Annotated in this window: 11 protein-coding genes; 10 read left to right on the plus strand and 1 reads right to left on the minus strand. The window is 34.4% G+C overall.

Features of this window, described 5'->3' with window-relative positions; genetic code table 11:
• Positions 1-16 precede the first annotated feature (16 nt).
• From ACT3CE_RS07315 to ACT3CE_RS07360, 10 genes are all read left to right on the plus strand, one after another.
• Complete coding sequence (locus ACT3CE_RS07315) at positions 17-1,168, plus strand: iron-containing alcohol dehydrogenase (protein WP_444709109.1); 1,152 nt, start codon at positions 17-19, stop codon at positions 1,166-1,168.
• 201 nt (positions 1,169-1,369) lie between these two features.
• Positions 1,370-1,696, plus strand: coding sequence for an ArsR/SmtB family transcription factor (locus ACT3CE_RS07320; protein WP_444709110.1), 327 nt, complete (start codon positions 1,370-1,372; stop codon positions 1,694-1,696).
• Between the two features lie 15 nt (positions 1,697-1,711).
• Complete coding sequence (locus ACT3CE_RS07325) at positions 1,712-2,134, plus strand: arsenate reductase ArsC (protein ID WP_444709111.1); 423 nt, start codon at positions 1,712-1,714, stop codon at positions 2,132-2,134.
• A 4-nt stretch (positions 2,135-2,138) separates the two neighbouring features.
• Positions 2,139-3,212 carry an ACR3 family arsenite efflux transporter gene (gene arsB / locus ACT3CE_RS07330; protein ID WP_444709112.1) on the plus strand — a complete coding sequence of 358 codons (1,074 nt, stop codon included), beginning with the start codon at positions 2,139-2,141 and terminating at the stop codon, positions 3,210-3,212.
• A gap of 94 nt (positions 3,213-3,306) precedes the next feature.
• On the plus strand, positions 3,307-4,845 hold the full coding sequence (locus ACT3CE_RS07335; protein ID WP_444709113.1) for a sensor histidine kinase: 1,539 nt from the start codon (positions 3,307-3,309) through the stop codon (positions 4,843-4,845).
• Between the two features lie 12 nt (positions 4,846-4,857).
• Complete coding sequence (locus ACT3CE_RS07340) at positions 4,858-5,547, plus strand: response regulator transcription factor (protein ID WP_444709114.1); 690 nt, start codon at positions 4,858-4,860, stop codon at positions 5,545-5,547.
• A 389-nt stretch (positions 5,548-5,936) separates the two neighbouring features.
• Entirely contained in the window at positions 5,937-6,302 is a 366-nt protein-coding gene (locus ACT3CE_RS07345; protein WP_444709115.1) for a hypothetical protein, read from the plus strand.
• 24 nt (positions 6,303-6,326) lie between these two features.
• Positions 6,327-7,403 carry a beta galactosidase jelly roll domain-containing protein gene (locus ACT3CE_RS07350; RefSeq protein ID WP_444709116.1) on the plus strand — a complete coding sequence of 359 codons (1,077 nt, stop codon included), beginning with the start codon at positions 6,327-6,329 and terminating at the stop codon, positions 7,401-7,403.
• Between the two features lie 3 nt (positions 7,404-7,406).
• Positions 7,407-8,435 (plus strand): beta galactosidase jelly roll domain-containing protein, encoded by a 1,029-nt coding sequence (locus ACT3CE_RS07355; protein WP_444709117.1) that lies wholly within the window; start codon positions 7,407-7,409, stop codon positions 8,433-8,435.
• Between the two features lie 391 nt (positions 8,436-8,826).
• Positions 8,827-9,480 carry a hypothetical protein gene (locus tag ACT3CE_RS07360; RefSeq protein WP_444709118.1) on the plus strand — a complete coding sequence of 218 codons (654 nt, stop codon included), beginning with the start codon at positions 8,827-8,829 and terminating at the stop codon, positions 9,478-9,480.
• Between the two features lie 91 nt (positions 9,481-9,571).
• Here the strand turns inward: ACT3CE_RS07360 and ACT3CE_RS07365 are convergent, their stop codons facing one another.
• Entirely contained in the window at positions 9,572-12,829 is a 3,258-nt protein-coding gene (locus tag ACT3CE_RS07365; protein ID WP_444709119.1) for a S41 family peptidase, read from the minus strand.
• Positions 12,830-12,967 lie beyond the last annotated feature (138 nt).

Consider the following 12,967-nt stretch of genomic DNA (forward strand, 5'->3'; position numbering starts at 1 on the left):
ACAAATAAAATATAAGATGGAAAATTTTGATTTTTATAATCCGGTAAATATCCTTTTTGGAAAAGGTAAAATTGCAGAATTAAATAAGTATGTTCCAAAAAATGCAAAAGTATTAATGACTTATGGTGGTGGAAGTATCAAGAAAAATGGTGTTTACGATCAGGTTATGAGTGCTTTGGAAGGATACGATATAAAGGAATTTTCGGGTATTGAGGCAAATCCGCATTTCGAAACTTTAATGAAAGCAGTAGAAATTGTTCGTTCAGAGAAAATAGACTTTTTATTGGCCGTTGGAGGCGGATCGGTTGTGGATGGAACTAAATTTATTGCAGCAGCAACTTTTTTCGAAGGCGATGAGTGGGATATAATGGCTAAGCGTGCTCCTATTACCAAAGCGGTAGATTTAGGTGCAGTTTTAACTTTATCGGCAACAGGTTCCGAAATGAATAATGGTGGAGTAGTTACAAAAGCTGCTACCAAAGAGAAAAAAGCATTTGGTAATCCTCTATTGTTCCCTAAATTTTCGGTTCTCGATCCGGAAGTGACTTATTCTTTACCAAAGAGACAGGTGTCTAACGGTATTGTTGATGCATTTATTCATGTAATGGAACAATACTTAACATATCCGGTAAATTCTCCTGTTCAGGATCGCTTTGCTGAAGGTTTACTGTTAACATTAATTGAGGAAGGACCAAAAGCAATTGCAGCAGAAACTCCTGATTATGAAAATAGAGCTAACCTTATGTGGGCGGCAACTATGGCCTTAAACGGTTTAATTGGAATGGGAGTTAAAAGCGATTGGGCAACTCACATGATTGGTCATGAATTAACAGCTTTTCATGGACTTGATCATGGAGTAACTTTGGCAATCGTTCTTCCTGGTTTGTTAACTAAATTAAAAGAGAAAAGAGGAGAGAAGTTGCTACAATATGCCGAAAGAGTTTGGAATATTACCGAAGGATCTGATGATGAGAAAAAAACACTTGCAATTCAGAAAACAGAAGAGTTTTTCCAGAGTGTTGGCATTGCTACTCGTTTAAGCGATTATAATGTGGGACAAGATTCTATTGATATTATTTCCAAGAGATTTATCGAACGTGGATATGTAGGTATGTTGCCTGATGTTGAGGTGACTGATGTTGCTGAAATTTTAGAAGCACGTTTATAATAGATTATTAAGAAAATAAACAGAGTCCCTTTCGGTTGAAAGGGACTTTTTTTGTACTGTAATTTGTATGTAAAGATGAGTTATGCATAAATTTTTCTAAGATTGATTTAGTGTTAATAAATTGTGATTTTATTTGAATTCATTTTTTTATTCAAATCAATGTCGTATGTTTGCGTCATTAGAAATTAAAATTACATTACAATGAAAAAGTTGGAATTGTTTGAAGAGAAACAGCAGGAGATTGCCTTTTTAGCAAAGGCATTATCACACCCAGCCCGAATTGCAATTTTGCAGTTTTTAGCATCAACTCCAGCTTGTATTTCAGGAGATATTTCAGATTTTCTTCCTTTAAGTAGAACAACGGTTTCTCAGCATTTAAAAGAACTAAAATCCATAGGATTAATTCAGGGCGATGTGGAAGGATTGAAAATAAAATATTGTTTAAATAAGACCGGAATAGATAAATTAAAAAATGTGTTTGGAGCTTTATTCGATGAAATAACTCCCTGTGATAATAAGATCTGTTAATAAAAAAATAAAAGAATGAAAGTATTGGTATTGTGTACAGGAAACTCTTGCAGAAGCCAGATGGGTGAAGCAATTTTAAGAGATATTAATCCAGATTTAGATGTTGTTTCGGCAGGAACAAAAATTGCTGATCAGGTTCATCCTTTAGCAGTTAAGGCAATGGCTGAAATTGGTGTTGATATTAGTAATCAGCGTCCGAAAATGGTAGATGAATTTTTGGAAGATGGAGTAGATTTCCTAATCTCTGTATGTGGTGGAGCAAAAGATGCTTGTCCTGCTTTTTTAGGTCCTGTTGGAACTCGTGTTCATATAGGTTTCGACGATCCGGCTTATGCCGAAGGAACTGAAGAGGAAGTATTTGAAGTGTTTAAAAGAGTAAGAGACGAAATACGCAGAGATTTTGCAAAATTTAATCAGGAGTATATCCTAAATAAATAAGAAAATGGGAACCTTAAATCAGAAATTATCTTTTTTGGACAGATATCTTACCTTATGGATATTTGCGGCAATGGCCATAGGAGTTGGAGCCGGTTACTTTTTTCCGGCAATGGCAGGATTTTGGAATAAATTGTCGGTAGGAACTACTAATGTGCCAATTGCCATTGGACTGGTAATTATGATGTATCCGCCTTTGGCAAAAGTAAAATACGAAGAATTAAAAGATGTATTTAAAAATCGTAAGATTTTAATTCTTTCCTTGGTTCAGAATTGGTTGTTGGGACCGACATTAATGTTTGTTCTGGCAATTATTTTTCTGCAGGATTATCCCGAATATATGACCGGATTAATTCTAATTGGTTTAGCCCGATGCATTGCCATGGTAATTGTTTGGAACGATTTGGCTAAAGGTGATCCTGAATATGCAGCTGGTTTGGTAGCATTCAATAGTATATTCCAGGTCTTGTTTTTTTCGGTTTATGCTTACGTTTTTATTACCGTGTTACCAGGATATTTCGGATTAGAAGGATCGGTTGTGGATGTAACAATGGGTGATATTGCCGAAAGTGTAATGATTTACCTTGGAATACCGTTTTTTGCTGGAATGATTACCCGTTATTTTGGGATTAAAGCCAAAGGTAAAGATTGGTATCAGAAAAAATTTATACCTAAAATTAGCCCGCTTACGCTGATAGCATTGTTATTTACAATTTTTGTGATGTTCTCATTAAAAGGAGAGTATATAGTACAATTGCCATTCGATGTTGTGCGTATTGCTGTGCCTTTGGTAATCTACTTTGTTATTATGTTTGTGATTTCATTTTTTATGGGACACAAGTTTAAGGCCGGATATTCGAAAACGGCAAGTTTATCGTTTACCGCAGCAAGTAATAATTTTGAGCTTGCCATTGCTGTGGCTATTGCAGTATTTGGTATTAATTCAGGAGTTGCATTTGCTGCCGTTATTGGGCCTTTGGTTGAGGTACCGGTTTTAATTGCTCTTGTTAATGTTTCACTTCGGTTAAAAGACAAATATTTTGGAGGAAAAGTGAAAGCTGTAAAATGTGCAAATGATTAAATAAAATATTGTTAATTGATAGTTAATATTAAAGCCATGATTCAAATTGAATCGTGGCTTTTTCTGTATATTTGGCTAAACAAAAATATTTGTAATGATAAAACCCGGTATAAAAATTGGAATTGTTCTTACCCTGATACTTGTGCTTCCATCTTTGTTTTTTACGACTTACGAAATTAGTAATTTAAATAAAAATGAAGCTGTTATCGATTCTATTTATTCCGGACAGTTAGAATCTATATTATTTTCTATTAATCAATATTCCGATGATGTACTTAGTGGTTGGGCTAATCAGGTAGAACGTGAGAATAGCGATATCGAAAATATTTTGATTAAAAACTATTCGCTTGATGCTGTTTCTATTGTCGATACTTCTGGTTTTTTATTGCAGACCAAAGAAAAAATTCCTGAAGATAGTCTTTCTAAAATCACAACAAAATTAGAGTACGATTTTACAAGTAATTTAAAGAAAGTAGAACTTTTACAACGATACATAAAAAGTGGATATCGTAAAATTGAAAATTTACCAACTACATTTAAGCGTAAAAGTCTTTTTGCCTTTGCCCATTCAAGCGATTCGGCTAAGGTAAAAACAGTTCTTTTTTTAATAGATACAGAGAAGTTTATAAAAGAGAATCTGGGGCCAAAAATTCAATCGGTTGCTAAGGATCGTTTTTATATTTCGGTGTTTAGGGAAAATAGTTCGCAGGAAGTTTACTTTAATACTTTTCAGGATGTTGAGGATAAAAATATCAAGCAAAAAAAAGAAATTTGGCTTTTGCCTGAATTTGATTTGGGCATTCAGATGAAAGGAAATACCATTGAAAATTTGGTTCGTAACAGAACAAGAACCAATATTATTCTTTTAATTGCTATGGATATAATTTTACTTTTAGCTGCCTGGTTTGTATTTAAAAATATAAGAAAGCAAATTCGATTAAATCAGTTAAAAACTGATTTTATTTCCAATGTTTCGCACGAAATTAGAACGCCACTGGCTTTAATAAATATGTATTCCGAAACTTTGGAAATGGATAGGCTAAGAAGCGAAGAAAAGAAAAAAGAATACTATAAAGTGATTAATACTGAAGCTAACCGATTGTCGAGAATGGTTAATAATATTCTTAATTTTAATAAGATTGAAAGTGGTAGAAGAGAATATCATTTTACAAATTGTAATTTAAATGAGGAAATTGAAAATCTGATTTTTAATTATAGGCAACATCTCGATAAGAATGGTTTTGAAATTAATTTGTTGAAAAATGAATCTTTACAATTGATAAGTGCCGATTGGGAAGCCGTTTCTGAAGCAATAATTAATTTAATTGATAATGCTATAAAGTACAGTACAGATGTGAAAAAAATTGAAATTCGGACTTTTACAGATGGCAATTTTGCTGGTATAGATGTGATTGATTATGGTATAGGAATTGAAAAAAAAGATCAGAAACTGGTATTCGATAAATTTTTTAGAGTAACAAGTGGTAATTTGGCACATAAAGCAAAAGGTTCGGGTATTGGTTTAAGCATAGTAAAACATATAATGGATGCCCATCAGGGAAAAATTAAACTGGATAGTACCGTAGGAAAAGGATCTTGCTTTACTTTGTATTTTCCAATTAACAGAAGCTAAAACAGATTAAAAATGTATTCGATATTAATTGTAGAGGATGAACCTGGAATGCTAATGGGTTTGAAAGATAATCTGGAATTTGAATCTTATCAGGTAGATACGGCCGAAGATGGAGAAATTGGTCTGCAGAAAATTATCAATAACAAGTATAATTTAGTCTTGTTGGATGTGATGCTGCCTAAAATATCTGGTTTCGATATCTGTAAAAAGGCGAGAGCCAAGGGAATTCAAACACCTGTTATTTTATTAACGGCTAAAGGTGAAGAAATTGATAAGGTTTTGGGTTTAGAACTGGGTGCTGACGATTATATTACAAAACCTTTTAGCTTAAGAGAATTATTGGCAAGAATTCGTGCTGTTTTGCGTAGAACTCAATCTCCTGCAGTTAATCAGGAGCTTAAAAAAATAAATATAGGTCGTTTACAAATCGATTTTAATTCTTTTGAAGGAACAGTTAATGGTGATGATGTAAAAATGTCGAGCAAAGAAGTCGATATTCTTCACTATTTGTGGGATAATCGCAATAAAACCCTTAGTCGCGATGATTTATTGGATAAGGTTTGGGGAATGGAATATCAGCCAACATCGCGTACCATTGATAATTTTATATTAAAACTAAGGCAAAAAATAGAAGATGATCCTAATCATGCTAAAATAATTTTAACAGTTCATGGAGTGGGATACAGGCTTGTAAGTAATTAATAATTAGAAATTAATAATGAAAAATTGATAGTTTTAAACGTTAACCTTTTTACTTTAAGCTTATCTCCATGACATTTATTGGATAAGGTTTGAGGAACGGAATATCAGCCAACACCTCGCACCATAGATAATTTTAACAGTTCATGGAGTGGGGTGTAAACTTGTAAATAATTGATAATTAAAAATTATATCTTTAAACTTTATCCTTTTTTACTTTAAATTTATCTTCATGACAATTTATGACAATTGCTGATTTTGCTATGACACAAATGATGTTTAGTCGCCCTAATTTTACAGTAGAAATTTAAGATTAGAAAAGAACAGAAGGCGCGCGATTCTGTTCATCTAAAAAAATTTCTGCCGAAATATAAATCATAAAAATTAGGGGCATGAAAAGTATAAAAATAGCAGTAGTAGTTTTAGCAGCTTTGTTAATTACAAATTTAGGAATGGCGATTACGCCCGATACATTAAAAATAGAAAAAGAAAGCATACTTGCTTTAAAAAAAATAAAAAGAGCTGCCAGTAGAACCAGTTTTGTAGATTTTCTTCGCGATGGAGAATCGGAATTAATAGTTTTAAGATGTACCATTAACGAAAATAATGAAGTTAAAGTGAGTAAAGTAATTGGTTTTAATGAAGAATTAATGGAAGCTGTTCGTGAAAATATGAGTAAAAAACATATTAAAGTAAACGAAGCACTTATTGGAAAAGAACTTGCTTTACGATTAAATTTTACTAAACGCGAAAAATAGTAAGCATTAAAATTTGAATTGTATATGAGCACAAGAACTTACATATTATCAGGTTTAAAAATTATAATACTTACACTTGTATTAGGATTACAAGCGGGTAGTGCTTCGTCCGAAAATTTACGAAGTCTTGTTAATTTAAAAGGATATTGGAAATTTTCAGTTGGAGATGATCCTGCCCGCGCTAAGCCTAATTTTAATGATAGCAAATGGGAAAAAATTTTTGTTCCTCAAAGTTGGGAACATGGCGGATTTGAAGGATACAACGGATATGCCTGGTATCGTAAACATTTTACATTATCGATACCAAATAATCTTGATTTTGTGTATTTATATGTTGGATATATCGACGATGCCGATGAGGTGTATGTTAATGGACAATTAGTAGGAACTACGGGACAATTCCCGCCAAAAGCAGAAACAGCTTATGATATTCCGAGAATGTATCCGGTGCCAAGTTATATTTTAAATTCTAATGGAGATAATATTATTGCCATTCGTGTTTTCGACGATTTTCATGAAGGGGGAATTATTAATGGTAATATTGAAATTGCATACGATTTAGATCAGAAAAGAATGAATCTTGATTTAAGTGGATACTGGAATTTTGAAAGTTCCATAGAGGTAGATTCAGCTAATAAATCGGTGATTACAAGTAAGCTGGGGAAAATATTTGTTCCGGGATTTTGGGAAGCTCGCGGATATAATAATTACAATGGGAAAGCTGTTTATTCAAAGGAATTTAAATATCCATTCGATTTAAACAGAAACGATCAGGTTTTATTTATGGGTGTAATTGATGATGTGGACGAGGTATATTTAAATGGGCAGAAAATTGGAAGTGTTCGCGATATGAAAAGAAAACGATTTTCTTATGCGGGTAATCATTTAACACTTAGGGCCTACGAAATTCCTGATAATCTTCTTAAGCATAATAGTATAAATAGTATAGAGGTAATTGTTGAAGATTTCTCTGGTCCAGGAGGAATTTATAAGGGACCTATTGGAATTATTGGAGAAAATGAGGCGATGTCTATTAGTAAGAAAAGCTTTAAAGATACACGAAGTCCATTTCAGAAACTTATTGATTATTGGTTCGATTAAATTATGTGGAGAAATTACGATATAAAGAAATCTGTAAAGAGTGTAATTCTGTTGCTGCTTGTTTTTGTAGGAATAGCGATGAATACAAGTGCGCAGGAATTTAAGAAAGTTGTAGATTTAAATCAGCGATGGAAGTTTTCGGTAGGGGATAATAGCGAGTGGGCTTCTCCAAATTTCGATGATTCAAATTGGGAGCGCATAAATGTTCCTTCTTCGTGGGAAAATCAAGGGTTTTATGGATATGATGGCTATGCCTGGTACAGAACTAATTTTTTGAGTGTTGATATTCCACTAGATCAGTCTTTGTATCTTAACTTAGGAAATATAGATGATGTTGATGAGGTTTTTGTAAACGGACAAAGAATTGGGCAAACGGGAAGTTTTCCCCCGAGGTTCAGTACTGCTTATACTTCCAATAGGTTGTATCATCTGCCAGCTAAATTCATTAAAAAAAGAAATACAATTGCGGTTCGTGTTTACGACGATGTTGGCGAGGGGGGTATTATTAGTGGCGATATTTCCTTAATGATAGATAGGGATGCAATTCCTGTGGATATTGATTTACAGGGAAACTGGAAGTTTAAAACCGGGAAATATGCTCATGAAAATATCGCTCAGATGGAAAATTGGGATGATATTATTGTTCCGGGATACTGGGAAAATCAGGGATATAAAAATTACAATGGCTATGCATGTTATGCTCTCGAATTTAGTTTGGAAAAGGAAGTGTTAAAAGAACGAATGGTGTTGGTATTGGGAAAAATAGACGATATCGATCAGGTTTATGTAAATGGAGTTTTAGTAGGTCAGTCTGGAGAATTTACAGAACAAACTGTTCGTGAAAGATCAGAAAGTTACAAGCAAATGCGAGGCTATTACTTGCCTGTAAACTTACTTCGCAGCAATGAAAAAAATAGAATTATTGTTCGGGTATTCGATATGATGGAAGGTGGTGGAATTTATACCGGATCGGTTGGCCTTCTTTCGCAGGATAATTACATAAAATATTGGAATGCTAGAAGAAAAAGATAAAGTCAATTTTCAAAAGTTTAGATCTCAAATTTCAATGTAAAAAAAGGAAAAAGGTGAAAATTTGTTTTTTTTACAAACCATGCTTCTGCAAATTTATAATTTGCAGCTAAGTAGTTCAGGATAGTGTCGGATTTTTAATCCGTAAGTAAAGGGATCTATAAAAAACAAGCTTATTTAGTTTCCTAATCTGTTAATACCATTCACATTTCATATCCTTACAACAGCTAAGAGTGAATCATTCACTGTATAAAATATTTTTACATATAATTCTTTATTTAAATCTTATTCTGCTGAGAATTAAGTAAGCAACATCTAATAAAATGTTACTTTTGTTGTACAAATACAAACACACAAACATTTAACAAATAAGATGAGTATAGATTTTATATTTATGTTGACAAGGAATGATCAGACAGTAACTGATGCTAGGAAGTATGTTAAGGAGATTGCTCAAGAAGGAGTAAAACATATTGGTTTTAAAGACATTGGTTTGCCTATTAGTGAATTAAAAAATCTTGCCAACGATTTAAGAAAAGAAGATGTTAAGATTTATTTAGAAGTGGTGAGTCTCGATGTTGAGAGTGAAAAACAATCGGCACAAATAGCCATGGATTTAAATGTAGATTATTTGCTGGGCGGCACAAGACCCGATATTATTGCCCCTTTGGTAAAAAATCATGCTTTAAAATATTATCCTTTTGTAGGCATTGTAGAAGACCATCCAAGCATTTTAAAAGGAAGCATTTCTGAAATTACTGCCAATGCCAGACAGGTGGCTGCTATCGATGGAGTAGATGGTTTAGATTTATTAGCCTATCGTTTTGTGGGTGAGGATGTTCCTTTGTTAATTCGGGAGGTTTGTAAAACATCTGCTAAGCCTGTTATTGTAGCAGGAAGCATCGACCAAAAAGAAAGGATAGATGTTGTAAAAACTACTGGCGCTGCGGGTTTTACAGTCGGAACTGCCGCATTTGGAATGGAGTTTCCTTCAAAAAAAACAGGAATTTCGGGTCAGGTAGAAAGCATATTAGAAATGAGCAGGTAGTTTATTGTTAATTGCTGCTAAGCATTCAAAATTAGTTATAAAAAAAACCGCTGAGTTAAACTCAGCGGTTTTTGTATTGTAAATTGTGCTTTTATTTACACTCTTCCTGTAAAGCCTTAACTGCAGCTTCCAATTGCTCATCGATACCATTATCAATTTTTCCAGGCATATTTTTCACCTGAATTTCTGGTACCGTTTCGTTGTTTTCCAGCCATTCGCCAGCTTTATTTTTTGCACTTACCGGAATCGATCCCCAAAGAACTCTTCCGTTTTGTAACATTTCCCAGCCTGCATAACTGCAAGTTCCCGGAACGGGCATTCCAATTAGCTTGCCAATTCCCAAATCCTGATAAGCACAAGAGAAACAGTGTCCGTCGCTGTAATTGGCTTCGTTAATCATGGCAACCGAAGGTTTTGTCCACCTGTATCCAGGTTCGTAGCCAATTGTTCTGTCTTCAATGGCATATTCCATAAAAGTTTCACCAGTTAAAAACATGGTAATATCACCTACCAAATCGCCACCACCATTAAAACGTGTATCTATAATAATACCATCCCGGTCGTAATATTTACCCATTACTTTTTCGTAAGTATTACGGTAGGCACCATCGTTCATTCCCGGAATATGAACGTATGCCAATTTGCCATTGCTTAATTTATCTACTTCTTTTTCGTTTATTTTTACCCATCGCTTGTAAAGTAAAGCACTTTCCGTTCTATTCGAAATTGGTTTAATGGTAATATTCTGATATTTTTTACTTGCCGGATCGAAAATGCGAAGTGCAGTAAATTTTCCTTCTTTTCGGTTCAGGAATTTTGCGTAATCAACATCATTACCAATTTTGATACCATCGATTTGCTCGATAATCATTCCTTTCGAAACCTTTATTTTATTTTTATCTAGAGGGCCATTTTTTATAATACCAGCAATTTTAATTCCTTCGCCCATGTAATTGTAATCGATAAAAATACCCAGCGATGCAGTTTTGTCGCCATTGGCCATTCCTCCGTAATAACGAGCCCCACAGTGCGAAACGTTTAGTTCACCCAACATTTCCGATAGTAATTGTGAAAACTCAAAGTCATTGCTGATCGATTGTAGTTTGGCTTCATAATTTTCTCTTAATGCGTCCCAATCTGCTCCGTGATAATTCGAAATGTAGAACATACTTTTATTACGTCTCCAAACATGATCGAACATTTGCTGGCGTTCAGCAGCTACATCCAAAGTCATTTCGCTATTAACAGAAATAGGCTTGGTCGATTTAGCTGCTAAATCAACGGTAGATATTGTGCCATCCGATAAAAGGAATAATTTTTTCATCTTTTTGTCCCACATTAAGCTACCACCGTCAGATCCTAATTTGATCAACATTTTGGTTTCCTTGGTACGTAATTTAGTGCTCCATAAATTGTATCCTTTGTCGAACTTAGCCAAATAGTAAAGTGTTTCGCCATCTTTTGAAAGAACCGCATCGCTTAATTTCGATGAATGAAGAGTCAATCGTTTTTTACGATCTTTCATACCATCCCAGTCGAAAGTTAAGGTGCTGTCTTTTTCTACATTTTTCTTTTTGTTCTTTTTCTTCGATTTTTTCTTGTCTTTATCGGCATCTTTTTTCGCTTTTTCTTTCGCCTCTTTCTCTTTTTTCTCAATTTCTTTAAGTAAAGCATATTCATCTTTGCTCATATTGAAACGATCCCATCCATCTTTGGTGAAAAATAGGGTATAAACATCCATTTGGCGCGAACCACTGTTGGCATAAGAACGTAATCCATCGCGGTCGCTAAACCACAACATTTGCTTGCCATCGTTTACCCAAATTGGAGCAGTATCGCCATAACCACTTTCGGTAAGGTTAATCATTTTCTGTTTGCCATCGGCAGCAATTAGCACTGCTTCGCTGTTGGCTAAAACAGGAGAATATTCAACCAATAGCCACTTACTGTCGGGGCTCCACGAAAAATACTGATCGCCTTCGCCCATATAGAATAGTTGATCTCCATTCATAATGGTGCGGATATTTTTGTTCTCCAGATTATAAATTTTTAATGAGCGTTTATTTTCGATAAAGGCAATTTCTTTTCCATTGGGCGAGAATTTTGGTTGATAGTTTCCATTCTCGTTTACAATTAGTGGTTCTTCCTTTAAAAGGGTAGAGGCGTAGAAATAGGGTTCTGTATCACTAACCTTCTGGCTTTTATAAATACCCCATTTAGTATTTCTTTCGCTGGCATAAATAATACTTTTACCATCGGGCGAGAAGCTCACAAAGCGTTCCTGTGCAGGAGTTGTTGTAATGCGCTTGGTCATCTTACCTTCAACCGACGAAACAAACACTTCGCCACGAACAATGTAGGCAACTTCTTTTCCATTGGGCGAAACAGCCATTTCTTTTACATTTCCTTTTACCGGGATAATTTGTTCGTTGTTACTTTTATCTTCGGTAGTAATATTTACCGATACTTTTTGTTGATTTCCATTGCTCATGGTAAATAACTCGCCATTATGAGTATAGCATAAAGTACCATTGTTTGCCATGCTTAAATAGCGAACCGGATGCATTTCGAACTTGGTAATTTGTTTTTTATTTGCCGGATTTTCCAACTCTAGTTTGTGAACATTAAAACAACCGCTTTCCTCGCTTAGGTAGTAAATACTTTTTTCATCTTTACTGTAAACAGGATTTCGGTCTTCTCCCTTAAAACTGGTTATCATTTTATGGATATTGCTTTTTTTGTTATAAAGCCAAATGTCGCGTGTAATAGCAGAGGTATGATGTTTACGAAATTCGTTTTCACCACCTTTTTTATCATGATAAATCATCTGCTGTCCGTCTTTGCTTACCTGTACATCTTCGGCAGGAATGGTCCAAACCTGATTCACACGTCCGCCTTTTGCAGCAACCTCGTACAATTCGGGTTGTGATTTTGTAGGGTATTGACGGTGATTTATGGCATCTAGTCTTTGAGCGCCAAATATTACATTCTTGTCGTCCGAACTAAAGGTATAGGGATATTCATTAGTTGAATGATAAGTTAATCGTTTTGCAGTTCCTCCATTTGCATTAATTACGAAAATATCGAAGTTCCCATATCGCTCCGAAGCAAATGCAATTTTACTTCCATTATGACTCCATACTGGCATAAAATCGTGAGCTTTATGAAAGGTAAGTGGACGAGCCTTGCCACCTTTTGCTGATACCAAATAAAGATCTCCTCTATTGGCAAAAACAATTTGTTCTCCGTCAGGAGAAATTGCTGCGTAGCGAATCCATTCTGCATTACCTTTTGCCGAGATAAATCCACTAAAAAAAACAGCGAATAATAAAATAATTGTTCTTTTCATTTTAATGTGTGTTGTTTAAACAATATGGGTAAAAGAATAATTCTGTTAAATTCTTATACCCGTGGGTAAAATTAGAGAAAAATAAATACTTAACAATTAAAGGCAGAATTAATCGGGCTTTCTTTGGTGTGAGATGAA

Source organism: Marinifilum sp. RC60d5 (assembly GCF_052400665.1).
Classification (GTDB): domain Bacteria; phylum Bacteroidota; class Bacteroidia; order Bacteroidales; family Marinifilaceae; genus JBQTGK01.